Genomic DNA, 23714 nt, shown 5'->3' with positions numbered 1-23714 from the left:
GGCGATGGTGTCCTGGCCGTCGCCACGGCCGAACAGGAAGGTGTTGTTGCCGTTGCCGCCGTCGAGCCAGTCGTTGCCGGTGCCGCCGTCCAGCGTGTCGTTGCCGTCTTCGCCGTAGAGCGCATCGAAGCCGTCGCCGCCGTTGAGGCGGTCGTCGCCGGCCGCGCCGGACAGCGAGTCGCTGCCCCCGTTGCCGTTGAGGGTGTCGGCACCGCTGGTGCCGCGCAGCGTGTCCTCGCTGGCGGTGCCCTGGCCGAGGGCGGTGAGGATGGCGCCGATGTTCCACACCGTGCCGTCATCGAAGCGCACCTGCTGCAGCTGGTTGTAGCCGGTGCCGGGGTTGTCGCTGTAGAAGAAGTAGTTGGCGGTGATGCGGTCCTCGGTACCGGCGATGGCGAACTCCACGGCCTCGTTGCCGCTGCCCTGGTTGCCGGTGACGCGACGCACGGTCACGTCGGTGGGGGCCACGCCCGCCTTGAACTGCAGTGTGTTCAGCCGCGTGCCGCTGTAGTCGTAGGTGCCGTAGGCGATGGTGTCCTGGCCGTCGCCACGGCCGAACAGGAAGGTGTTGTTGCCGTTGCCGCCGTCGAGCCAGTCGTTGCCGGTGCCGCCGTCCAGCGTGTCGTTGCCGTCTTCGCCGTAGAGCGCGTCATTGCCGTCACCGCCGGACAGCTGGTCGTTGCCGCCACGGCCTTCCAGGCTGTCGTTGCCGCGCCCGCCGGTCATCACGTCCACACCGTTGGTGCCGCGCAGCGCGTCGTTGGCCGAGCTGCCGGCGTTCATCAGCGTGACGAGCTGGGCGATGTTCCAGGTCGTGCCGTCCGCGAACTTGACCTGCTGCAGCTGGTTGTAGCCGGTCGCGGGATCCTCGCTATAGAAGAAGTAGTTGGCGGTGATGCGGTCGCTCGTGCCGACGATCGCAAACTCCAGCCCGTTGATGCCACCGCTCTGGCTGTCGTAGACACGGCGCACGCTGACGTCGCCGGGCAGCACGTCGGCGCGGAACTGCAGCGTGTTCAGCCGCGTGCCGCTGTAGTCGTAGGTGCCGTAGGCGATGGTGTCCTGGCCGTCGCCGCGGCCGAACACGAAGGTGTTGTTGCCGTTGCCGCCGTCCAGCCGGTCGTCGCCGGCACCGCCGACCAGCGTGTCGTTGCCGTCCTCGCCATACAGCGCGTCGTTGCCTTCTTCGCCGTACAGCGTGTCGTCGCCACCGCGGCCGGCCAGCGTGTCGTTGCCCGTGCCGCCGTGCATCTCGTCGGCGCCGATGGTGCCGGCGACGTTGTCATCGGCCGTCGTGCCCGCCATCAGCCGGGCCAGCAGGTCGGCGATGGTCCATTCGGTGCCGTCTGCGAAGCGCACCTTCTGCAGCGTGTTGTATGTATCACCTGCGGGGTTGCCGCTGCGCATGAAGCCGTTGAAGGTGATCTTGTCGGTCGTGCCGGCAATGCTCAGCTCCAGCGCAGTGTTGTTGCCGCCCCAGTAGTTGTCGTAGGCCTGCCTGACGATCACGTCGGCCGGTGCGACGCCGGCCTTGAACTGCAGCGTGTTGACGTTGCCGCCGGTGTTGTAGCCGAAGTAGACGCGGTCCTGACCATCACCGCGGCCGAAGAGGATGGTGTCGCTTCCGTAGCCGTCCTGCAGCGTGTCGTTGCCAGCACCGCCGTCGAGGATGTCGTCACCATAGCTGCCGCTGAGCGAGTCGTCGCCCGTGCCGCCGGTCAGCGTGTCGTTGCCGTAGCCGCCATCGAGGTTGTCGTTGCCGTCGTCGCCGGCGAGGACGTCGTTGCCGTTGCCGCCGTTGATCGCGTCGTTGCCGTTGCCGCCGGTCAGCTGGTCGTCGCCGTCGTCGCCGTTGAGCGTGTCGTTGCCCGGGCCGCCGTCGATGACGTCGTTGCCGCCGGCGCCGGAGATGGTGTCGTTGCCGAGGCCGCCGCTGAAGCTGTCGTCGGCGATGGTGCCGCGCACGTTGTCGTCGCCATCGGTGAACACCTGGCTCTTGGCGATCAGCGTGGCCAGGTCCCACTCGGTGCCGTCGTCGAAGCGCACACGCTGCAAAGTGTTGTACGGGTCGCCGGCGGGGTTGTCCGCGCGGCGGAAGCCGTTGAAGGTGATCTTGTCGGTCGTGCCGGCAATGCTCAGCTCCAGCGCAGTGTTGTTGCCGCCCCAGTAGTTGTCGTAGGCCTGCCTGACGATCACGTCGGCCGGTGCGACGCCGGCCTTGAACTGCAGCGTGTTGACGTTGCCGCCGGTGTTGTAGCCGAAGTAGACGCGGTCTTGGCCATCACCGCGGCCGAAGAGGATGGTGTCGCTTCCGTAGCCGTCCTGCAGCGTGTCGTTGCCAGCACCGCCGTCGAGGATGTCATCGCCATAGCTGCCGCTGAGCGAGTCGTCGCCCGTGCCGCCGGTCAGCGTGTCGTTGCCGTAGCCGCCATCGAGGTTGTCGTTGCCGTCGTCGCCGGCGAGGACGTCGTTGCCGTTGCCGCCGTTGATCGCGTCGTTGCCGTTGCCGCCGGTGAGCTGGTCGTCGCCGTCGTCGCCGTTGAGCGTGTCGTTGCCCGGGCCGCCGTCGATGACGTCGTTGCCGCCGGCGCCGGAGATGACGTCGTTGCCGAGGCCGCCGCTGAAGCTGTCGTCGGCGATGGTGCCGCGCACGTTGTCGTCGCCATCGGTGAACACCTGGCTCTTGGCGATCAGCGTGGCCAGGTCCCACTCGGTGCCGTCGTCGAAGCGCACACGCTGCAAAGTGTTGTACGGGTCGCCGGCGGGGTTGTCGGCGCGGCGGAAGCCGTTGAAGGTGATCTTGTCGGTCGTGCCGGCAATGCTCAGCTCCAGTGCGGTGTTGTTGCCGCCCCAGTAGTTGTCGTAGGCCTGCTTGACGATCACGTCGGCGGGTGCGACGCCGGCCTTGAACTGCAGCGTGTTGACGTTGCCGCCGGTGTTGTAGCCGAAGTAGACGCGGTCCTGACCATCACCGCGGCCGAAGAGGATGGTGTCGCTTCCGTAGCCGTCCTGCAGCGTGTCGTTGCCAGCACCGCCGTCGAGGATGTCGTTGCCGTAGCCGCCGTTCAGCGAATCATTGCCGGCGCCACCGTAGAGCGTGTCGTTGCCGTTGTTGCCGTTCAGCGTGTCGTTGCCGGCCGCGCCGTTGAGCAGGTCGTTGCCGGTGCCGCCGTTGAGGCTGTCGTTGCCCGTCGTGCCCATGCCCAGCATGAAGAGCAGCTGCGAGATGTCCCAGACAGTGCCGTCGGCGAAGCTGACCTGCTGCAGGCCGTTGAGCTCGTTGGCCGGCGTGCCGCCGAACAGGAAGCCGTTGAACGTGATGACGTCGCTGGTGCCGTTGATCGTGAGCGACAGCGCCACGTCCGCGCCGACCTGCGTGTCCGGTGCGCGCGCGACGCTGACGTCCGCCGGCGAGACGCCGGCCTTGAACTGCAGCGTGTTGACCTTGCCCAGGTTGGGGTCCGAGTAGGCCGGCACCGTCGTCGGGCCGTCGCCTCGGCCGAACAGGTAGAGGTTGTTCCCGGCGGACGGCGCGATGACGGCCGTGCGCTGCACGACGACGGACAGCGGCGTGTTGCCGCTGTAGAAGCTGCCGTTGTTGCCGACAACGAAGTCCAGCGTGTCGCCCGCGGACAGGTGCAGCGGCGAGACCGAGAACACCGACGCATCGGTGGTGCTGGAGAAGGACTGCAACGGCTGCGCGAGCTTGCCGTTGAGCACGACGCTGCCGTTCATCGAACCGCTGTCGCCGGCGAAGAACTGGCCGGTCGGCGTGTACAGCCCCTCGGTCGGCGCCGTGAAGCGCAGCACAGCGTAGTCGCCGTTGGGGGTCGGCCCGGGGTGCAGCGCGAGCTGACCGGCGGCGACGCCGTACTGCGCGCTCGCCCCCGTGTTACGCCAGATGGCCGGCGTGCCGAGCGTCACGTAGCCGGCCTTGTTCCAGGCCGTGCCGGTGGGCTGGTCGAACAGCGTCAGTGCGTAGCCGGCGCCGCCGAGCGGCGAGTAGCCGTAGCTCCAGACGCCATCGGGGTTGGTTGTGGTGTTGAACTCTGCGGTCGCGTCGAAGGTCGTGGCGTCGTTGGCGGCAGCCGTGGTGCTGACCGCCAGCGCGCGTCGCTGCGGCGTGGTCTCGACGAGGCTGGCGAGCTCCTCCGCGTTCCACCGCGCGCCATTTGCGAAGGCCACGCCCTGCACCGGGTTGTCGGCGGTGAAGAAGCCACGGATCTGCACACGGTCCGCGGTACCCAGCAGCGCCACTTCCAGCGCATCGGCCTCGCCGCTGGCGTCGTTGACGATGCGGCGCACGGCGAGGTCGCTGGGCGTGATGCCGGCGCCCAGTTGCAGCAGCCCCGGCGTCTCGTCGCCAGCGGTGCGCGCGTCCACCCAGGCAGCGCCTTCGCCACGCTCAAAGGTGTAGACCTTGGGCGCCTTTGCGTCGGTCCCGGTGGTCGCCAGCAGGTGCACGGCCGGCAGCGCATCGGCCGAAAGCAGCAGCTTCGGCTCCAGCGTCTCGATCTTCCAGGGTTCCGCCTTGCGGGGCTCGACGCGGGTGGCGGCGTTCTTGGAAGCACGACGCAGGGCAGCCGCCGCACGGGCGCGCAAGGACTTGATCGACATGGCAGAAACCTCGGAAGTTCGACGTTCCGAACCCCGGGTGTTTCAACCAGTTACGTCTGGCAAACGACGCGCCTACCCAGGGAGCGGAGGCGCGATTCTGGGCGGCCGACCGTGACGGATTTACGTTGCTTCACCTGCAAACGTGGGGGCGACAGCGCTGCCCGAACGGGCCGGTCCCTAGTTCCTGGGACCGCCGCGATGAAATCGTAAGCAGTCGTTAAATGCCGCGGGCGCGGTCCGCCGCGAACTGCCGGCGCCAGGCGTCGAAGCGGCCGGCGTCCAGAGCGTCTCGGATCTCCTGCATCAGCGCCAGGTAGTAGTGCAGGTTGTGAATGCTGGTCAGCATCGGGCCCAGCATCTCGCCGCAGCGGTCCAGGTGGTGCAGGTAGGCGCGGCTGAAGCCGCGGCAGCATTCGCACGTGCAGGTCGGGTCCACCGGAGATTCGTCGGCCTTGTAGCGGGCATTGCGAAGCCGCAGGTCGCCGAAGCGGGTGAACAGGTGACCGTTGCGCGCATTGCGCGTGGGCATCACGCAGTCGAACATGTCGATGCCCTGGCTGACCCCTTCCACCAGGTCTTCTGGCGTGCCCACGCCCATCAGGTAGCGCGGCTTGTTCGCCGGCAGCTGGTGGCCCGTGTGCTCCAGCACGCGCTGCATCTCGGCCTTGGGCTCGCCCACCGACAGCCCGCCGATCGCATAGCCCGGCAGGTCCAGCTCGACGAGCCCGGCCAGCGACGCGTCGCGCAGGTTCGTATACATGCCGCCCTGCACGATGCCGAACAGCGCGTTGGGGTTCTGCAGCCGGCCGAACTCGGCGATGCAGCGCCTGGCCCAGCGAAGGCTCAGCTCCATCGACGAGCGCGCCTCGCGCTCCGTCGTCAGCACGCCCTTGGTCTCGTACGGCGTGCATTCGTCGAACTGCATGACGATGTCGCTGTTGAGCACCGTCTGGATCTGCATGCTGACCTCGGGCGTCAGCAGCAGCTTGTCGCCGTTGACCGGCGATGCGAACTTGACGCCTTCCTCGCTGATCTTGCGCATCGCCCCCAGGCTCCAGACCTGGAAGCCGCCGGAGTCGGTCAGGATGGGCTTGTTCCAGCTCTCGAAGCGGTGCAGGCCGCCGAACTGCGTCACCACGTCCAGTCCAGGCCGCATCCACAGGTGGAAGGTGTTGCCGAGGATGATCTGCGCGCCCATCTCGGTCAGCGATCGCGGCGTGACGCCCTTGACCGTGCCGTAGGTACCCACCGGCATGAAGATGGGCGTCTGCACGACGCCGTGGTTGAGCGTCAGCGTGCCGCGGCGGGCGCGGCCTTCGGTCTTGAGGAGGTCAAAAGTCAGCATGAGGTGGAACCCGTCTGGCGTTGCAGCAGCATGGCGTCGCCATAGCTGAAGAAGCGGTAGCGCCGCGCGATGGCATGGCGGTACAGCGTCATGATGCGGTCGTAGCCCGCGAACGCGCTGACCAGCATCATCAGCGTGCTCCTGGGCAGGTGGAAGTTGGTGACGAGCCGGTCGACGACGCGGAACTCGAAGCCGGGCGTGATGAAGATGTCCGTCTCGCGCGCGCCGGCCTGCAGCATCCCCGACACCGCGGCCGACTCCAGCGCACGCAGCGTCGTCGTGCCGACGGCGACGACGTGGCCGCCGCGGGCGCGGCAGGCGGTGATGGCATCCACCGTGGCGGTCGGCACGTCGAACCATTCGCTGTGCATCTTGTGCTCGGTCAGGCGCTCGACGCGCACCGGCTGGAAGGTGCCGGCGCCCACATGCAGCGTCACATGCGCCTGTTGCACGCCGCGCCCGGCCAGCTCGGCGAGCAGCGCGGCGTCGAAGTGCAGCGCCGCCGTGGGCGCGGCGACGGCACCGGGCTCCTGGGCGAAGACGGTCTGGTAGCGGCGCTCGTCGTCCGCATCGTCGGCATGCTCGATGTAGGGCGGCAGCGGCACGTGGCCGTGGGCTTCCAGCAACGCGAGCGGGTCGCCGGCGAAGCGCAGATGGAAGAGACCGCCATCCGGCCCGCAGCGGCCCAGCACCTCGGCGTCAAAGGCGTTGGCGAACCGCACGCGGCTGCCCGGCTTGGGGCTTTTGCTGGCGCGCAGGTGCATCCACACCTCGTGCGTGCCAGGCAGTACGCGCTCGACGAGTGCCTCGACTGAGCCGCCGGTGGATTTGATCCCGTAGAGCCTGGCCTTGATGACGCGCGTGTTGTTGAAGACGAGCAGATCGCCCGGCTGCAGCAGGCCGGGCAGCTCGCGGAACACGCGGTCCACCGGCGCGACGTCGGTCGCGTCCAGCAGCCGGGACGCACTGCGCTCGGCCGCGGGATGCTGGGCGATCAGCTCGGGGGGGAGGTCGAAATCGAAGTCGGCGACCGTGTAGGCCGGCGTGGCGGGAGGATGCATGACGCGTTTGAGGGCCGGACAGACCCGTACCAAAGGAGCCGCCATTCTCGCTCGGCCGGCCAAGCCGGCTCTTCTTGATGCAACGCAAGGTCGCAGCCGGGGCGCGGTGGGAGCATGGGTTTCAGGAGGTTCTCCATGAGCACAGCCCTCACCCCCGGACAACACGCCCTGCTCGAGACCGAGCTGCGCCTGGCGCGCGAGCGCGTGCAGAGCGCGCTGCAGGCCCAGCGCGGCGGTGCCGACCGCGTCGCGCACGCGGCGGCGCTCGTCGCCGACGACCCGCGCGAGCTGCGCGAGCACGAGGCCGATCGCGAGCTGGACCAAACGCGCGACCGCCACCTCCTCGCCGAGCTGGAGGCGCTGGACGATGCGCTGACGCGACTCAAGCTGCCAGGCTATGGCCGCTGCGTCGACTGCGCCGCCGCCATCCCGTTCGATCGCCTGCAACGCCAGCCACAGACGCTGCGCTGCTTCGACTGCCAGACCGCCGCCGAGGCGACCCGTTGATTCCCTTCCAGGAGAAGACCATGTTCCACGCCGTCATCCACCTCGACCACCACCACGCGGAGGTGCTGCATTTTGATGAGCACCAGGTGCACGCCGCCCGTATTGAGCCGCACGACCGGCGCAGCCACGGTCATGCCGATCACCCCGAGCATGCGTTGTTCGAGGCCGTCTGCCAGGCCGTGCAGGACACGCCCGAAGTGCTTGTGACCGGCTCGCACGTCGTCATCCACCAGCTGAAGCACTATGTCGAGGCGCATCGGCCCAAGCTTGCGCCGCACATCGCCGACTACCGGCCGGCCGCGCCGCTGAGCCAGGGCCAACTGCTGGCGCTGGCGCGCCAGTTCTTCGTCTCTTACGACCGCATGGCCGGCGTCCCCACGCCCACCTGAGCGGCGCCGCGGCGCCCGCACAATGCGGGCCATGCCCGAGGCCTCTGCCGCCGCTGCCACGGCCCCCAAGCCGACAAAATCCGCGCCCCAGAAGGCGATGGAGAAGCTCGGCCTCGTGCGTGACATCGACCTCGCGCTGCACCTGCCGCTGCGCTACGAGGACGAAACGCGGCTGACGCCCATCGGCGCGCTTCGCGAGGGCGAGGCGGCGCAGGTGGAGGGTGTCGTCGTCGACTGCCAGGTGGAGTTGCGCAGCCGGCGCCAGCTGCTCGTGCGGCTGAAAGACGACACCGGCACGCTGCTGCTGCGCTTCCTGCACTTCTACCCGTCGCAGCAGAAGCAGATGTCCGCCGCGACGCGGCTGCGCGTGCGCGGCGAGGCGCGGGTGGGCTTCTTCGGCCGCGAGATGGTGCACCCGGTCGTCAAGGTCGTCGATGACGACACGCCACTCGCGCAGAGCCTGACCCCCGTCTACCCGACCTCGGCCCAGCTGCCGCAGGCCTATTTGCGCAAGGCCGTCGCCTCGGGCCTGGCGCGGGCCGACCTGCGCGAGCTGCTGCCCCCCGGCGTCGTGCCGCGCGGCTTGCCGTCGCTGAAGGACGCGCTCCACTACCTGCACCACCCGCCGCCCAGCGCGTCGTTGCAGGCGCTGCAGGAGCACCACCACCCGGCGTGGGACCGACTCAAGTTCGAGGAGTTGCTGGCCCAGCAGCTGTCGCAGCTTCAGGCCCAGCGCGAGCGGGCGCTGCTGGTGGCGCCGGCGCTGCGCGCGCGGCCCGGTGGGCTGCACGAGAAGCTGCTGGCCGCGCTGCCCTTCCAGCTGACCGCTGCGCAGCAGCGCGTGTCCGAGGAAATCGCGCAAGACCTGGCCCGGCCCCAGCCGATGCACCGGCTGCTGCAGGGCGACGTGGGCTCCGGCAAGACGGTGGTCGCCGCACTCGCCGCGGCTGTGGCCATCGATGCCGGCTGGCAATGCGCGCTGATGGCGCCGACGGAGATCCTGGCCGAGCAGCACTTCCGCAAGCTAATCGGCTGGCTGCAGCCTCTGGGGCTGCAGGTGGCGTGGATCACCGGCAGCGTGAAAGGCAAGGCGCGGCAGAAGATGCTGGACGCGGCGGCGTCGGGCGACGCGCAGCTCGTCGTCGGCACGCATGCCGTCATCGAGGACAAGGTCAAGTTCGCCAAGCTTGGGCTGGCGGTCATCGACGAGCAGCACCGCTTCGGCGTGGCGCAGCGGCTGGCTCTGCGGAACAAGTTGAAAGCGATGGATCTGGAGCCGCACCTGCTGATGATGAGTGCGACGCCGATTCCCCGGACCTTGGCGATGACCTATTTCGCCGACCTCGACGTCTCCACCATCGACGAGCTGCCGCCCGGCCGCAGCCCCATCGTCACCAAGCTGTTCACCGCGGCCAAGCGCGATGACATCGTGGACAAGATCCGCGGCGCCGTGACCGATGGCGCGCAGGTCTACTGGGTCTGTCCTCTCGTCGAGGAATCCGAGGCCGTGGACCTGCGCAACGCCACGGAGACGCATGCCGAGCTGAGCGCCGCGCTGCCCGGCACCAGCGTAGGCCTGCTGCACGGCCGCATGGCGCCGGCCGAGAAGGCCGCCGTCATGGCGCAGTTTTCCGGCGGCCAGATGAGCGTGCTGGTGGCCACCACGGTCATCGAGGTGGGCGTGGACGTGCCGAACGCCAGCCTGATGGTCATCGAGCATGCGGAGCGCTTCGGCCTCGCTCAGCTGCACCAGCTGCGTGGCCGCGTGGGCCGGGGTGCGAAGGCGAGCGTCTGCGTACTGATCTACACGCCGCCGCTGTCCGAGACCGGCAAGGCGCGCCTGAAGGCCATGGCCGAGACGACCGACGGCTTCGAGATCGCGCGCCGCGATCTCGACATCCGCGGCCCCGGCGAGTTCATGGGTTCTCGCCAGAGCGGCGCCGAGCTGCTGCGCTTTGCGGATCTGCAGGAGGACGCGCCGCTGCTCGTCGCCGCCCGCCAGCTGGCCCCGCGGCTGCTGGATGAACACCCCGAGGCCGCCAGGCGCCAGGTTTCGCGCTGGCTCGGCACCAAGGCCGAGTTCCTGAAGGCGTGACGGGCCCGCCCTTCATCCGCTCACCACCTACGCAATCATGCTGCTGAAACGCTCACTCGCCCTGTTGCTGCTGGCACTGCTGCCGGGCGCGGCGCTGCAGGCCGCCGACACCGCCGCGCCGCCGTCCGGTCCGCAGGCCGAGTTCGTGTTCGAGGAGATCGTGACGCTTGCGCCCACCGTGCAGGTCGGCCGCACGTCTCAGGGGCACCGGCAGTACGTGCCCATCACCGGCGGCGAGTTCAAGGGGCCCAGGATCCAGGGCCGCGTTCTGCCCGGCGGCTGGGACTGGCAGTTGGTGCGGCCCGACGGCCATATCGAGTTGGATGCCAGCTACATGATCCGCGCCGACGACGGCACCATCATCCACGTGCGCAACCGCGGCACGCTGTTCAAGCAGGCCGATGGCAGCTATGACGTAAAGACCGTGGCCGATTTCGACGTACCGCTCGGGCCGCACCAGTGGCTGGGCGAGGGCCGCTTCGTCGGCACGCTGGGCCCCGCTCCGGAGGGGTACGAAGCGGCGGTGCGGCTGCGCTTCTTCCGCCTGCGCTGAGCGGTCGGCCGTATTTCATGCCGGCAGCTCGACCGTGAATGTCGCGCCAGCGTTGAGCCCGGCGCTCTCGGCGCGCACCCAGCCGCCGTGCGCCGCGGCCACCTGGCGCACGACCGCGAGACCCAGGCCCATGCCGCCCGAACCGGCGCCCGTGTAGAACGGCTCGAACACCCGCTCCAGCTGCGACGCCGGGTTGCCGATGCCCGTGTCGGCAACCTGCAACCGCTCATGGCCGCCGTCGCGCCACACACGCAGCGTCACGTGGCCATGCGGCGGCGTGAACTTGAAGGCGTTGCCCAGCAGGTTCACCAGCAGCTGCGTCAACCGGTCGACGTCGACCATGACGGACGGCATTGGAGCCGGGCGCCACATCGAGCGACAGGCTCAGCTGCCGGGCATGACCGAGCGGCGTGCAGATCTCGAAGCAGGCCTGCGCGATGTCGGCCAGGTCCACACGGCTGCGGGTCACGAGGTCGACGGTGCCCGCCGGCCGTGCTCACATCGCCAGGTCGTCGACCATGCGTTGCAGAAGGTCCAGCTGGCGTTCCATGACGTCGAAGCAGTGGCCCAGCGCCGCGTCGGCCGTGCGGCCGGCTCGGCACGAGCGGGTTGCGCAGCTCGTGCGCGAGCAGGGCTGTGCTGGACATCGACCGCTTCTCCGACCTTGCCAGCCCGCTCGGAGCCGCCGCGGCGGACGCGGTACCGGCGTGGCGGCCTTCGAGGGCCACCCCGCCGTCACTTGCAGGTGAAGCTCTTCGCGTTCACTTCCTTCACATTGCCCGCGCCGCAGGTGATGACGGCCTGTTCACCGATCTTGGTGATGGTGCTGGTATCGGCCGGGATGGCGGAGGACGGCGGCGCGAAGACGCAGGCGCTGAGCCCGGCGGTGGCGGCGACGGCGATGCAGAGGGAGGCGAGACGGGTCATGGCGTTGTCGTTGTCGGAGTTGGAGAGGTCCACAGCGTAGGCGCTCGGCCGGCCGGCGTCGCGCGTGCTGCGACGAGCTGCACGTTGGCGGGGCCAGGCCGCAGCCGGCGGGGGTTCAGACGCCCAGGCAGACGCCGAGGTCGCGGGCGGTGGATAGGGTGTCGCAGTCCACCGGTACGGCCTTCATGCGGCCGGCCACGTCGGCCAGCGGCACGGGCCGCACGTCGCGGCCATCCAGCGCGACCATGATGCCGTGCTGTCCGTCGGCCAGCGCTCGCACGGCCGCCGCGCCGAAGCGCAGCGCCGCGACGCGGTCGAACGCCGTCGGGCTGCCGCCGCGCAGCAGGTGGCCCAGCACGACGCAGCGCGTGTCCTTGCCGGTGAGCCGGGCCAGCGCCTGGCTGACCTGCTCGCCCATGCCACCCAGACGCTCGGCGTGGCCCACCTCGGCCGGCGCACACAGCGCCCGCGCGCCGTCCCGCGGGCAGGCGCCCTCGGCGACGACGACGATGGAATAGGCTTGGCCCTGCGCCTCGCGTCGGGCGATCAGCGCCGCCACCGGCGCCAGGTCGAACGCCACCTCGGGCAGCAGGATGGCGTGCGCGCCGCCGGCCAGCCCTGCATGCAGCGCGATCCAGCCGGCGTAGCGGCCCATCACCTCCACGGCGATGACGCGGTGATGGCTGGCGGCGGTCGTGTGCAGCCGGTCGATGCACTCGGTGGCGAAGGCCACGGCCGTGTCGAAACCGAAGGTCATGACCGTGCCGTCGAGGTCGTTGTCGATGGTCTTGGGCACGCCGACGACACGCAGGCCTCGCTGCGCGAGCTGGTGCGCGATGGCCAGCGAGCCGTCGCCGCCGACGGCCACCAGCGCATCCACCTGCTCGCGGGCCAGCGCATCCAGCAGGTCTTGCGATCTGTCGGTCAGCGCCAGGCTGCCGTCGGCTTGCGGCGTGGGGTAGGCGAAGGGGTTGCCCTTGTTGGTGGAGCCCAGCAGCGTGCCGCCGAGGGCGGCGACGCCGTCCACTCGCTCGGCCATCAGTTCGATGCAGCCCTCGTACGGCCGATAGCGCTCCGGCCTCAGCAGGCCGTCGTAGCCGTCGCGGATGCCGATGCAGCGCCAGCCGCGCTGCAGCGCCGCGCGCGTGACGGCCTGGATGACGGCGTTCAGCCCCGGGGCGTCGCCGCCTCCGGTGGTGATGGCGATGCGGCGGATCGGGGCGGTCGTCGTGGTCATGGCGCCAGTCTCCTACAGCTCCAGCTTCTCGCGCAGCAGCTTGGCCTGCCGCCGCGACACCTCGACCTGGTGGCCATCGCGCAGCGTCACGCGGTAGCCGTCGTTGCTCCACGGCTGGATGGCCTGCACCCAGCGCAGGTTGACGAGGTGGCTGCGGCTGGCGCGGAAGAACAGCTGCGGGTCTAGCCGCTCTTCCAGGCTCGTCAGTGTGCGGTTGATCAACGGCCGCTGGCCGTCGAACCAGGCCTGTGCGTAGTTGCCGCAGGCCTCGAAGCCGGCGATGTCGCCCAGCCGCACGAACCAGCAGCGCTCGCCGTCGCGCAGGAAGACCATGTCGTCCGCGCCCTTCAGCGCGGCGGCCGGCTGCGCCGATGGCGGCGGCCGCAGCCGCGCGCGAGCCTTGGCCAGCGCCGCCTCCAGCCGCTCCGGGTCGATGGGCTTGAGCAGGTAGTCCAGCGCGTTGCGCTCGAAGGCGGCCAGCGCGTGCTGGTCGTAGGCGGTCGTGAAGACGACCAGCGGCAGGTGCTCCAGCTGGTCCAGCAGGTCGAAGCCTGTCGCGCCGGGCAGCTCCACGTCCAGCAGCAGCAGTTCGGGCGTCAGCGTGTCGATGGCCTCTCGCGCCGGTGCCAGCTCGGCCGCCTCGCCCACCACGTCGGCGTCCGGGATGGCGGCGAGTAGCGTGCGCAGCTCCTGGCGGGCCAGCCGCGAATCCTCGACGATGAAGATCCTCATGCCGCCATTTCCACGCTGACCGTCACGCGGCCGTCCGCCGCGTCGATGCGGCAGTCGGCCCCCTTGCCACCGGCGCGGGCCAGGCGCTCGCGCAGGTGCCCGAGGCCCAGGCCCGTGCTGGTCGGCGCGCCGGGCTCGGGCTTCCAATGGCCGGGGTTGTCGACTGCGATGCGCAGCCGGTCACCTGCGCGGGCGATGCGGATGTCCACGACGCCGCCGCCGGGCGTGCGCGCCACGCCGTGCTTGATGGCGTTCTCCACCAGCAGCTGCAGCAGCATGGGCGGCACGCTGGTGCCTTGGGTGGCAGGGTCGACCTGCCAGGCCACGCGCAGCCGTTCCTCGTGGTGCAGCTGCTCCAGCGCCACGTAGTCGCGCACGACGGCCAGCTCGTCGGCCAGCGGCACGCGTTCCTTGGCGCTGTGTTGCAAGGTGTGGCGCAGCGTGTTGGACAGGCGGCTGAGCATCTCGCGCGCACGCGCCGGGTCCTCGTTGATGAGGGCGCGCAGGTTGTTCAGCGCGTTGAACAGGAAATGCGGGTTGATCTGCGCGCGCAGCACCTGCAGCTCCAGCTCACGCGCGGCCGTCTCGGCCCGCCACTTGGCGATCTCGCCCAGCCGCCAGCGGTTGAGCGTCTGCACGCCCAGCCAGACGGACATCCACAGCCACAGCATGATCGCCGTGTTGGCCGTGTAGCCCAGCAGCACGCCCCAGCCCCGCGGCATGCTGGCGGGGAAGCTGAGCAGGCCCAGCGCGATGCCGGCCGTGTTGAGTGCGTAGAGCGCGGCCTGCACAGCCAGCGCCATCAGCGGCGGCCACAGCGCCAGCCGCAACAGCAAAAGCCGCGTGCTGCCGTCCAGCCAGGCCCGGCGCAACGCCACGGCGCGCAGGCCCTCGGTGGCGCCCCACAGCAATGCGCCGAGTGCAGCCATGACGAAGACGAAGGGGCCGCTGACGGGCTGGTAACTCGCCAGCATGCCGAGCGAGATGGCGACATAGCCGCTCCACACCATCGCCTGCAGCGCTGTGCGCCGGCCCGTCGTCATCCGTTGGTTCTCCCCGGTTTGCCTGGCTTACCTGGCGGCCGCCAGGAAGCTCTTCACCTCGCCGATCAGCCAGTCGGCATCGTCCCACATCAGGAAGTGGTAGCCGCGCGGGCTCATGACCACCTTCACGCCGTTGAGGCCGGCGTACTGGCCTTCGAAGATCTTCCGCGTGCTGTCGAGCGTCGCCCCCATCGGCTCGTAGGCGGCCCAGGCGCCGAGCACCAGCGTCGGAGCGGTAATGCGTGGCAGCAGCGGGCGCAGGTCCTCGCCCCACAGCTCCGACATCGCCTGCGCGGTTGTCGTGCGGTCGCTCGCCAGGCTCCAGCCCATTACTCGCTCGTTGTTGGCCGGCGTGCGGCTCATCCCCATCGCGCCCTGACGGGCGCCGGCCTCCCATTGCTCTTTCGTCGAGTTCAGCATCTGCTGGCGCATTGCCGCGGCTGCACCCTTGGCGGCTTCGGGCGTCATGCCGCGCAGGCCGGCGAAGAAGGGCAGGGCATCGACGATGACGAGACGGTCGATGCGGCTGGGCTGTTCGGCGGCCATCTTCAGCGCCAGTGCGCCTCCCAGGCTGTGGCCCATGACGGCGGGCTTGTCGAGCTTGCGCTCGTCGACGTAGGCCAGCAGTCGGTCGCGCATGCCGTCTAGGAAGGCATCGGTCGGCGCGGCCGGCGCACCCGCGAAGCCGGGCAGCTGCACGATGTGGCACTGCACTGTCGGCTGCAGCGCGGCGCAGGTGTCGGTCCACGTGCTGGCGGCACTGTTGAGGCCCGGGATCATCAGCACCGGGCGACCGGTGCCCACCACCTCGACCTGCAGTTCATGGAAGGCGACCGGCGCGGCCTGGCAACTGCTGACGTAGAGGGCGGTGGCGATACCCACCGCGGCACCGAAAAGGCCCATCCAGGAACGGCTGCATCGTGACATGTGAGGCTCCAGCGAGGTTGCGATGGAGCGCATGTTGCTGCCGGTCGCGCGGCTCGCCTCGCCGCGGATGACGAGCGGCCGGCCGGGCGGACGAATGGCGGGTCGCCGGGGCGAGCGGCGCTACTTGAGCCGCTGCGCCCAGTACACCAGTACCTCGGTGCGCGGCTCGATGTCGGTCGGGCTGTAGGTGTAGGTGGGCACGACGTTGAGGGCGTCCAGCGTGTTCAGGCCCGAAATGATGCGGCCGAAGACCGCGTAGCCGGGGTTGGCGGCGTTCTGGTAGTCCAGCGACGTGTTGTCCACCACGTTGAAGAAGAACTGGCTCGTTGCCGAGTCGGCATCGTTGCGGCGGGCCATCGCGAGCGTGCCGCGCAGGTTGGACAGGCCGTTGTTGCTCTCCAGCTTGATCGGCGCGTACAGCGGCGTCTTGGCCACCATGCCGCTCGTGTAGCCGCCGCCCTGCACGACGAAGTCGCGGTCAACGCGGTGGATCAGCGTGTTCGTGTAGAAGCCCGCGGCCACGTACTTATAGAAGTTGGCGACGGTTTGCGGCGCGTAACTGTCGTACAACTCCACGACGATCTCGCCGCTGCTCGTCAGCATGCAGACCGTGCCCCATTGCGACGCGGCGGAGGCCGCGAGGCCGGCGGCGCTGCACGACAGCGTCGGCGGGTTGGGGTTCGGGTTGGGGCGCGGGTAGGGTGTCGTGCTGCCTCCGCCGCCGCTGCCGCCATGGTCGTCATAGCCCACCTCCACTCCCACGCCGCCGCCGCAGGCGGCCAGCAGCGAGGCCGTGGCCAGTGTCAGCACGAGGCCGGTGAAACGTGTCGTCAGCAGGCGCATGGGCATCTCCGTCGTTGCTCGCTCAACGGGGCAGGGCAGGCGTTGTTGACGCGGCTTACAAGCATTTACGCCTGTCGCTCTATAGTCCGCGCGCCGCCACGAACGGCGTCCTAGTTCAACCTCTGTCGTCCAGCCCCATGACCGTCGTCCGCACCCGTCGTCTCTCCCTCCTGCTCGCCCTGAGCGCCAGCCTTGGTCTTGCCGCCTGCGGCGGCGGTGGTGGCGACGGCGGCTCGGGCACGCCGCCCACCAGCGACCCTAACGGCTGGAACGCCGTGACCGGGTTGAAGACCGCGGACACCGTGGTCGGCTCCGGCGCAACGGCTGATACCGGCAAGCCGGTGACGGTGGCTTACACGGGTTGGGTCTACGACGTCCGTAACGCCAACTCGAAGGGCACTCAGTTCGGCACCAACGTCGGAGCCGCGCCGTTTTACGTGTTGCTCGGCACGGGCAATCCGCTCAAGGGTTTCGACCAGGGCATCCAGGGGATGAAGGTCGGCGGCAAGCGGACCGTGACGGTGCCTGCCGGCCTCGGCTACGGCAGCACCGGGACCAGCGATGGCGTGATCCCTGCCAACGCGGCGCTCGTGTTTGACATCGAGCTGCTCGCCGTGGATCCCAATGGGTGGTTGAAAGTCACCCAGCTGAAGACGGTGGATACCCTCGTCGGTGCGGGTGCAGTCGCCAGTGCCGGCAAGACTGTTTCGGTCACGTACACCGGCTGGCTGTACGACGAACGCGTTGGCACCACCAAAGGCACTCAGTTCGACAGCAATGTCGGCAAGGCGGCGCTCACGTTCAAGCTCGGTGCCGGGGGCACCATCGCCGGCTTCGACACTGGCATCCAGGGCATGCAGGTGGGTGGCAAGCGCACGATCACCATTCCCGCTGCGCAGGGCTATGGCAGCGCCGGCTACAACGGCATCCCGGGCGGCGCGGCGCTCGTCTTCGATGTCGAAGTGACCGCCGTCAACTGACCTCGACGTTGTCGATGAGCCGCGTGGTGCCCAGCCGCGCGGCGGCCAGCGCGACGAGCGGCTGGCCGTCCACGGCCTGGCCGAGGTCATGCTGTCGGCGCAGCGTGACGTAGTCCGGCGCCCAGCCTGCGTCGCGCAACGCCTGCATCGCGTCCCGCTCCAGCGCGGCCACGTCGCGCTCGCCGGCCTGCCAGCGGGCGATCAGCGCCTTCAGCGTGCGAGACAGGCGCAGCGCCTCCACCTTCTCGGCCTCGCTGAGGTAGCCGTTGCGCGATGACAGCGCCAGGCCCTCGGCGCTGCGGCGCGTCTCGCCGCCATACACCTCGATGGGCAGCGCCATCTGCGCCACCATGCGGCGCAGCACCATCAGTTGCTGGTAGTCCTTCTTGCCGAACACGGCCACCGTGGGCTGCACGATGTTGAACAGCTTGTGCACGACGGTGCAGACCCCCGTGAAGAAGCCGGGGCGGAAGTGGCCTTCAAGGATGTCGCCCAGCTCGGCCGGCGGCGTGACCTTGTAGCCCTGCGGCTCGGGGTACAGCTCCTTTTCTGACGGCGCAAAGACGATGTCGCAGCCGGCGCCTTCGAGCAACTCGCAGTCACGCGCCAGCGTGCGCGGGTAGGTGTCGAAGTCCTCGTGCGGCGCGAACTGCAGCCGGTTCACGAAGATGCTGGCGACGACGGCGCCCGCCGGGCCAACCAGCTCGCGCGCCTGTTTCACGAGCGCCAGATGGCCGTCGTGCAGGTTGCCCATCGTGGGCACGAAGCCGCGCTCGCGGTGTAGGGCCAGCGCGTCGCGCAGTTCGGCAATGGTGTGGAGGACTTGCATCGTGTTCAGAACCCGTGGACCGCGTCGACAGGGAAGGTCCTGGCCTTCACCTCGGTGACATAGCCCTGGATCGCTGCCTTGACTGAATCCTTGCCGGTCATGAAGTCCTTGACGAAGCGGGGCTTTTTGCCCGGCGTGATGTTGAGCATGTCGTGCAGCACCAGCACCTGGCCCGACGTGCCGACGCCGGCGCCGATGCCGATGACCGGCACGGGCGACGCCGCCGTGATCTCGGCGGCCAGCGCAGCCGGCACCATCTCGTAGAGCAGCATCGCGGCGCCGGCGTCGATCAGCTCCTGCGACTCGCGCTTCATGCGCGCGGCGCCGGCCTCGTCGCGGCCCTGCACGCGGAAGCCGCCCAGCGACGTGACCGTCTGCGGCGTGAAGCCGAGGTGGCAGCAGACAGGGATGCCGCGCTCGCTGATGAAGCGCACCGTCTCGGCCGTCCAGCCGCCACCTTCGAGCTTGACCATGTGGGCGCCGGCCTTCACCAGCGCGGCCGAGCTCTTCCAGGCCTCTTCCCTGGATGCGTGATAGCTGTCGAAGGGCAGGTCGGCCACGACGAAGGCCCACTTCACGCCGCGGCGCACGCAGGTGGTGTGGTAGACCATGTCGTCCAGGCTGACCGGTGCGGTTGAGCCGCGGCCCTGCAGCACGTTGCCGAGCGAATCGCCGATCAGCAGCATGTCCACGCCCGCCTCGTCCAGCAGGCTCGCGAAGGCTGCGTCGTAGCAGGTCAGCATCGCGATCTTCTCGCCGCGGGCATGCATCTGCGCGAGCCGCGGAAGCGTCGTGGCCTTGCGTTCATCCATGGCGGCGTCTCCGTATAAACCCTGTGATCCCTCGTGGGGCGGCGGCAGTGTAGCGTTCGGGACCTTGCCGAGACGTTCCTCCTGCCCATGACCCTGACCGAGTTGCGCTACATCGTCGCCGTCGCCCGCGAGCGCCATTTCGGCCGCGCGGCCGAGGCCTGCTTCGTCTCGCAGCCCACGCTGTCCGTTGCGATCAAGAAGCTGGAGGAGGAGCTGGACGTCAAAATCTTCGAGCGCGGTGGCAGCGAGGTGACGGTGACGCCGCTGGGCGAGGAGATCGTGCGTCAGGCGCAGTCCGTGCTGGACCAGGCCGGCGCCATCAAGGAGATTGCCAAGCGCGGCAAGGACCCGCTGGCCGGCGCATTGCGTCTGGGCATCATCTACACGATCGGGCCCTACCTGTTGCCCGAGCTGGTCAAGCAGGCCATCGAGCGCCATCCGCAGATGCCGCTGATGCTGCAGGAGAACTTCACCGTCAAGCTGTTGGAGATGCTGCGCACCGGCGAGCTGGACTGCGCCATCATGGCCGAGCCCTTCCCCGACACGGGCCTGGCCACCGCGCCGCTGTACGACGAGCCCTTCGTCGTCGCGCTGCCGTCGTCCCATGCGCTGGCCACACGCGACAGTATCTCGGCCGAGGAACTCAAGCGCGAGACGATGCTGTTGCTCGGCACGGGCCACTGCTTCCGCGACCATGTGCTGGAGGTCTGCCCCGAGTTCGCACGCTTCTCCAGCGACGCGGAAGGCATCCGCCGCAGCTTCGAGGGCTCCTCGCTGGAGACGATCAAGCACATGGTCGCCTCCGGCATGGGCGTGACGGTGGTGCCGCGGCTGTCGGTGCCGCGAGAGCCGTCACCTCATCTCACGTTCGTCCCGTTCAGCGAGCCGGTGCCCACGCGTCGAGTCGTGCTGGCGTGGCGGCGCAGCTTCACGCGCTACGAAGCCATTGCCGCGCTGCGCAATGCCATCTACGCCTGCGAGCTGGATGGCGTGACGCGGCTGTCGTAGGCGTCGAGATTTTGGCTATCGCGGGGGTTGAGGCAATCAACCCACGACCGGGTGGGTTCCCCCTAGCATGACGCCATGCCTCAGGAGACCCTCATGCGTCATCATCCCCACGCCACTGCGAGTTCCCGCGCCCCGGCCCGCCAACTCCAGCGCGGCCTCGGCTGGCTGGTGTTCTCCAGCGGCAGCCTCGTCATGCTGACCGGGTTGCTGCACACGCTGCGGGTCTCACATTGATCCGTTAGGCTAGCTGCGTCATCTCACCGGAGCCCCCCCATGGCCAAGAAGCCTGCCGCCCCTTCCATCAGCATCGGCATCAGCGACAAGGATCGCGCCGCCATCGTCGCCGGCCTGTCCAAGCTGCTTGCCGAGACCTACACGCTGTACCTGACCACGCACAACTTCCACTGGAACGTCACTGGGCCGATGTTCAACAGCCTGCATGCGATGTTCATGGCCCAGTACACCGAGCTGTGGAACGCCGTGGACCCCGTCGCCGAGCGCATCCGATCGCTGGGCCATGCCGCGCCGGGCAGCTATGCGCAGTTCGCCAAGCTCAGCGGCCTGCCCGACGCGCCCGCCACGCCGCCCAAGGCGCTGGAGATGGTCCGCATCCTGAAGGAAGGCCACGAGGCCGTGGCCCGCACGGCGCGCCAGCTGTTCCCGACCGTAGAGAAGGCCAGCGACGAGCCGACCGCCGACCTGCTGACGCAGCGCATCACCGTGCATGAACAGACCGCATGGATGCTCCGGAGCTTGCTGGAGGACTGAGGTGGCCGTGAAGGTCGCCGTCCTCACCTTCGACGGCTTCAACGAGCTGGACAGCTTCATCGCGCTGGGGCTCATCAACCGGCTCGGTCACCTGGGCTGGCGCGCTGAGATCACCAGCCCCAGCGCGCAGGTGACGTCGATGAACGGCGTCACCGTGACGGCGCAGCAGCCGCTGGAGTTCGCGAACGACGCCGACATCGTGCTGTTCGGCAGCGGCATCCACACGCGTGCCATTGCTGCCGACGGCACGCTGCTGGACCGCCTGCAGCTCGACCCGCTGCGCCAGCTCATCGGCGGCCAGTGCTCTGGCACGCTGCTGATGGCGCGGCTGGGCCTGCTGGCGGACATGCCCGCCTGCACCGACTCCATCACCAAGCCTTGGGTCGTGGAAGCCGGCGTGCGTGTCGTGGAAGAACCCTTCCACGCCCGCGGCCCCATCGCGACGGCCGGCGGCTGCCTGGCCTCGCAATACCTCGCGGCGTGGGCGATGTCCGTGCGTGCCGGCCGGGACGCGGCGCGCGGCGCGCTGCACTACGCCGCGCCGGTGGGCGAGAAGGACGCCTACGTGGACCGCGTGATGGCCGTGGTGGCGCAGTTCCTGCCGGAACCGGCGGCCGGCTGATGTCGGGTTTTGCACGGCTGCTGCCCGGCCAGCGACCGTTCGCCCCATCGCGCGGCGCCCAGGGGCACGGCTGCCTACTCTGCGTGCGGACCGATTCGTGTCCGTCACGGGAGATAGATCCATGAAAGCCACAGCCCTTGTCGCCGCCATTGGTGTCGGCGTGCTGGCGACCGCACTGGCCAAGCCGGCCAATCTGCCCGACGGCTGGCTGCAGACCGGACCGGCCAAGACCTGCGAGGGCGGTGTCTTGCCTGTCAGCGGGGCCCCCAGCCCCAAGGTCTTCAGCCTCGACTGCAAGCCAGGCAGCGACGGCTTCTCCACGCTAATGCAGCAGATCGGTGCGGCCGACTATGCCGGCAAGCGCGTGCGCCTGACCGCCCAGGTGAGCGGTAACCAGGTCGCATCCTGGGGCGGCCTGTGGATGCGCGCCGACAGCGGTCAGCGCGTCGGCACGGCGTTCGACAACATGAACGATCGGCCGCTGCGCGGCAGCTTCGCGTGGCAGCCCGCCCAGGTCGTGCTGGACATCCCAGCCGACGCGACGACGCTGAGCTTCGGCTTCTTGCTGACGGGCGGCGGCCAGCTGCAGGCCACGGCCTTCAACCTGGAGGTCGTGCCCGCCGGCACGCCCGTCACCGGCCAGGGGCCCATCCAGGTGCTGCCCACACGGCCCAACAGCATGACGCCGCCTTGAGCCGGACTGCCGCATCGTTGCGTGACGACCTGGCCCAGGCTGCCCGCGAGGAGGGCCTGGGTTGGCACCGCCCCGCGCCACTGCTGGCGGGGACGCTGGTGTTTGCGCTGGCGGCGCCGCTCTGGCGTCACCACCCGGCCTGGGCGCTGTCGCTGGGCCTGTGGGTCGGCCACGCGGTCAGCGACGGCCTGGCCGGCCTGCTGGCGCGCCGTTGGCCGCAGAGCATCGGCCTGCCGATAGCGGTGGCCTCGGGCGCTGCGCTGGGCTGGGCTGTGGAGCAAGCGCTGACGCCGCTGGCCATGAACACGGAGGAGCGCCTGATCCGCGGCTGGTTGCACGCCATCTTCGGTGCGCTGTTGCTGTGCCTGCCTCTGCTCCAGGGCCTGCGCCGGCTGCGCGCGCTGCGTCGCGTGGAGCAGGAGCGGGCGCTGTTGAGGGCCGAGCTGCAGCAGCTGCAGGCGCAGATCGAGCCGCACTTCCTGTTCAATACGCTGGCCACGCTGCGCAGCTTCGTACGCCAGGGCTCCGAGCGTGCGCTGCCGCTGCTGGACGCCGTTAGTGGCCTGTTGGAAACCGCGCTGGAGCGCTTGCGCCAGCACGAGGACGCGACGCTGGGCCAGGAGTGTCAGCTCGTCGAACACTACCTGGCCATCATGGCGATGCGGCTGGGCGAGCGGCTGAGCTACCGGGTGGATGTGGACGCCGCGCTGCACGACCTGCCGCTGCCGCCGCTGATGTTGCAGCCGCTGGTGGAGAACGCCATCCAGCATGGCATTGAGCCCAGCGAGCCGGGCGGCCAGGTGTGGGTGCGCGCCGAGCGCGTCGACGGCCGGCTGCTGCTGCGCGTCATCAACAGCGGTTGCCCGTTGAAGGAGCAGCCGCCGTCCGGCCACGGCCTGGCGCTGACCAACCTGCGCCAGCGCCTGCAGGCCCTGCATGGCGATCGCGCCAGCCTGGCCTTGGCCACCGGCGCCGACGGCTTCACCGAAGCCACGCTCTCGCTGCCCGCATGACCACCGCCCTGCTCGCCGACGACGAACCCCAGCTGCTGGAGGAGCTGGCGCAGCTGCTGGCCGAAGCCTGGCCGGCGCTGGAGATCGTCGGCCGCGCCCGCAACGGCACCGAGGCGCGCCGGCTGCTGGACGCGTTGCGGCCGGACATCGCCTTCCTCGACATCCGCATGCCCGGCATCGACGGCTTGGGCGTCGCGCAGCTGGCGCCGCCGGGCACGCGGCTGGTCTTCGTCACGGCCCACGCCGAGCACGCGCTGGCGGCCTTCGAGCATGCGGCGGTGGACTATCTGCACAAGCCGGTCACGCCGGCGCGCCTGGCCGCCACCGTGCAGCGACTGCAGGCCAGCGCGCCGGCGCGATCGGACCTGCGCTTCCTGCAGGCGTGGACGGGCAACACGATGAAGCTGCTGGCGGTCGACCAGCTCGCCGCGTTGCGCTCGGAGCTGCGCCACACGCGGGCGCTGAGCCAGGGCGGCGAACAGCTGCTGTTGCGCCTGTCGATGAGCGAGCTGCTGCCGCAGCTGGACCCGCAGCTGTTCTGGCAGATCCACCGCGGCTCGGTCGTCAACGCGCGGGCCATCGAGCGCATCGAGCGGCGTGACGACGGCGAGCTGTGGGTGCAGCTGCGCGGGCTCGCCCAGCCGTTGCCGGTGAGCCGGGCGCACCGAGGGCGGTTCAAGGGCATGTAGCGCCGGCTCGCGCCGGACGGCCA

The 23714-nt window shown here is 69.6% G+C and carries 24 protein-coding genes; 12 read left to right on the top strand and 12 right to left on the bottom strand.

The window, feature by feature from the left end; genetic code table 11:
- The 3 genes from LXT13_RS28735 to queA all read right to left on the bottom strand — a co-directional run.
- Nucleotides 1-4617: calcium-binding protein (locus tag LXT13_RS28735; RefSeq protein ID WP_304622831.1), on the bottom strand; the 4617-nt coding region annotated here is incomplete at its 3' end.
- Nucleotides 4618-4834: 217 nt separating this feature from the next.
- Nucleotides 4835-5962: a tRNA guanosine(34) transglycosylase Tgt gene (gene tgt / locus LXT13_RS27430; protein WP_233375559.1), complete on the bottom strand. Its 1128-nt coding sequence runs from the start codon at nucleotides 5960-5962 to the stop codon at nucleotides 4835-4837.
- Complete coding sequence (gene queA / locus LXT13_RS27425) at nucleotides 5956-7023, bottom strand: tRNA preQ1(34) S-adenosylmethionine ribosyltransferase-isomerase QueA (RefSeq protein WP_233375557.1); 1068 nt, start codon at nucleotides 7021-7023, stop codon at nucleotides 5956-5958. The genes tgt and queA overlap by 7 nt, the downstream gene beginning before the upstream one ends.
- A 135-nt stretch (nucleotides 7024-7158) precedes the next feature.
- On the opposite strand from queA, the gene LXT13_RS27420 reads away from it, so the two are divergent.
- The 4 genes from LXT13_RS27420 to LXT13_RS27405 are packed head-to-tail and all read left to right on the top strand — an operon-like array spanning nucleotide 7159 to nucleotide 10567.
- Nucleotides 7159-7530: a TraR/DksA family transcriptional regulator gene (locus LXT13_RS27420; protein WP_233375555.1), complete on the top strand. Its 372-nt coding sequence runs from the start codon at nucleotides 7159-7161 to the stop codon at nucleotides 7528-7530.
- Nucleotides 7531-7550: 20 nt separating this feature from the next.
- Nucleotides 7551-7919, top strand: coding sequence for a hypothetical protein (locus LXT13_RS27415; protein WP_233375554.1), 369 nt, complete (start codon nucleotides 7551-7553; stop codon nucleotides 7917-7919).
- Nucleotides 7920-7941: 22 nt separating this feature from the next.
- On the top strand, nucleotides 7942-10014 hold the full coding sequence (recG, locus tag LXT13_RS27410) for an ATP-dependent DNA helicase RecG (protein WP_233375552.1): 2073 nt from the start codon (nucleotides 7942-7944) through the stop codon (nucleotides 10012-10014).
- 37 nt (nucleotides 10015-10051) lie between these two features.
- Nucleotides 10052-10567: a DUF3237 domain-containing protein gene (locus LXT13_RS27405; RefSeq protein WP_233375551.1), complete on the top strand. Its 516-nt coding sequence runs from the start codon at nucleotides 10052-10054 to the stop codon at nucleotides 10565-10567.
- Between the two features lie 15 nt (nucleotides 10568-10582).
- Here LXT13_RS27405 and LXT13_RS27400 read toward each other — a convergent pair whose 3' ends face one another.
- The 7 genes from LXT13_RS27400 to LXT13_RS27370 form a co-directional block, all read right to left on the bottom strand.
- The gene (locus tag LXT13_RS27400; protein ID WP_233375550.1) at nucleotides 10583-10909 is read right to left on the bottom strand and encodes a sensor histidine kinase; all 327 of its coding nucleotides are present in this window, start codon (nucleotides 10907-10909) and stop codon (nucleotides 10583-10585) included.
- 393 nt (nucleotides 10910-11302) lie between these two features.
- A complete protein-coding gene (locus tag LXT13_RS27395; protein WP_233375548.1) occupies nucleotides 11303-11494 on the bottom strand; it encodes a hypothetical protein in 192 nt (63 codons plus the stop codon).
- A 115-nt stretch (nucleotides 11495-11609) separates the two neighbouring features.
- Nucleotides 11610-12731: a 6-phosphofructokinase gene (locus LXT13_RS27390; protein ID WP_233375547.1), complete on the bottom strand. Its 1122-nt coding sequence runs from the start codon at nucleotides 12729-12731 to the stop codon at nucleotides 11610-11612.
- 12 nt (nucleotides 12732-12743) lie between these two features.
- Entirely contained in the window at nucleotides 12744-13463 is a 720-nt protein-coding gene (locus tag LXT13_RS27385; RefSeq protein WP_233375545.1) for a LytR/AlgR family response regulator transcription factor, read from the bottom strand.
- The gene (locus LXT13_RS27380) at nucleotides 13460-14506 is read right to left on the bottom strand and encodes a sensor histidine kinase (RefSeq protein WP_233375543.1); all 1047 of its coding nucleotides are present in this window, start codon (nucleotides 14504-14506) and stop codon (nucleotides 13460-13462) included. Before LXT13_RS27380 ends, LXT13_RS27385 begins: the two co-directional genes overlap by 4 nt.
- A gap of 27 nt (nucleotides 14507-14533) precedes the next feature.
- Nucleotides 14534-15433 carry an alpha/beta fold hydrolase gene (locus LXT13_RS27375; protein WP_233375541.1) on the bottom strand — a complete coding sequence of 300 codons (900 nt, stop codon included), beginning with the start codon at nucleotides 15431-15433 and terminating at the stop codon, nucleotides 14534-14536.
- Nucleotides 15434-15553: 120 nt separating this feature from the next.
- Complete coding sequence (locus LXT13_RS27370) at nucleotides 15554-16276, bottom strand: peptidylprolyl isomerase (protein WP_233375538.1); 723 nt, start codon at nucleotides 16274-16276, stop codon at nucleotides 15554-15556.
- A gap of 137 nt (nucleotides 16277-16413) precedes the next feature.
- Between LXT13_RS27370 and LXT13_RS27365 the strand changes: the two genes are divergently transcribed.
- Complete coding sequence (locus LXT13_RS27365; RefSeq protein WP_233375537.1) at nucleotides 16414-17256, top strand: FKBP-type peptidyl-prolyl cis-trans isomerase; 843 nt, start codon at nucleotides 16414-16416, stop codon at nucleotides 17254-17256.
- Here the strand turns inward: LXT13_RS27365 and panC are convergent.
- Together panC and panB are read right to left on the bottom strand one after the other, a co-directional pair.
- Complete coding sequence (gene panC / locus LXT13_RS27360) at nucleotides 17249-18085, bottom strand: pantoate--beta-alanine ligase (protein WP_233375536.1); 837 nt, start codon at nucleotides 18083-18085, stop codon at nucleotides 17249-17251. The two genes, LXT13_RS27365 and panC, sit on opposite strands and share 8 nt — an antisense overlap.
- 5 nt (nucleotides 18086-18090) lie before the next feature.
- Nucleotides 18091-18897, bottom strand: a complete 807-nt coding sequence (panB, locus tag LXT13_RS27355; RefSeq protein ID WP_233375535.1) for a 3-methyl-2-oxobutanoate hydroxymethyltransferase — start codon at nucleotides 18895-18897, stop codon at nucleotides 18091-18093.
- Between the two features lie 87 nt (nucleotides 18898-18984).
- Between panB and LXT13_RS27350 the strand changes: the two genes are divergently transcribed.
- From LXT13_RS27350 to LXT13_RS27320, 7 genes are all read left to right on the top strand, one after another.
- Nucleotides 18985-19905 carry a hydrogen peroxide-inducible genes activator gene (locus LXT13_RS27350; RefSeq protein WP_233375534.1) on the top strand — a complete coding sequence of 307 codons (921 nt, stop codon included), beginning with the start codon at nucleotides 18985-18987 and terminating at the stop codon, nucleotides 19903-19905.
- A gap of 93 nt (nucleotides 19906-19998) precedes the next feature.
- Nucleotides 19999-20139, top strand: coding sequence for a hypothetical protein (locus LXT13_RS27345; protein ID WP_233375533.1), 141 nt, complete (start codon nucleotides 19999-20001; stop codon nucleotides 20137-20139).
- 39 nt (nucleotides 20140-20178) lie between these two features.
- On the top strand, nucleotides 20179-20673 hold the full coding sequence (locus LXT13_RS27340; protein ID WP_233375532.1) for a Dps family protein: 495 nt from the start codon (nucleotides 20179-20181) through the stop codon (nucleotides 20671-20673).
- A 7-nt stretch (nucleotides 20674-20680) separates the two neighbouring features.
- Nucleotides 20681-21295, top strand: coding sequence for a type 1 glutamine amidotransferase family protein (locus LXT13_RS27335; RefSeq protein ID WP_233375530.1), 615 nt, complete (start codon nucleotides 20681-20683; stop codon nucleotides 21293-21295).
- A 121-nt stretch (nucleotides 21296-21416) separates the two neighbouring features.
- Nucleotides 21417-21989 (top strand): hypothetical protein, encoded by a 573-nt coding sequence (locus tag LXT13_RS27330; protein WP_233375529.1) that lies wholly within the window; start codon nucleotides 21417-21419, stop codon nucleotides 21987-21989.
- Nucleotides 21986-23002 (top strand): sensor histidine kinase, encoded by a 1017-nt coding sequence (locus tag LXT13_RS27325; protein WP_233375527.1) that lies wholly within the window; start codon nucleotides 21986-21988, stop codon nucleotides 23000-23002. The genes LXT13_RS27330 and LXT13_RS27325 overlap by 4 nt, the downstream gene beginning before the upstream one ends.
- Entirely contained in the window at nucleotides 22999-23691 is a 693-nt protein-coding gene (locus LXT13_RS27320; RefSeq protein ID WP_233375524.1) for a LytR/AlgR family response regulator transcription factor, read from the top strand. Before LXT13_RS27325 ends, LXT13_RS27320 begins: the two co-directional genes overlap by 4 nt.
- The last annotated feature ends 23 nt before the right edge of the window (nucleotides 23692-23714 follow it).

Origin of the sequence: Pelomonas cellulosilytica, from assembly GCF_021353265.1 — a bacterium.
Taxonomy (GTDB): Bacteria; Pseudomonadota; Gammaproteobacteria; order Burkholderiales; family Burkholderiaceae_C; genus Pelomonas; species Pelomonas cellulosilytica.
Note: the sequence above shows the minus strand (reverse complement) of the source record. Positions and strands in the feature narration are given on the sequence as shown.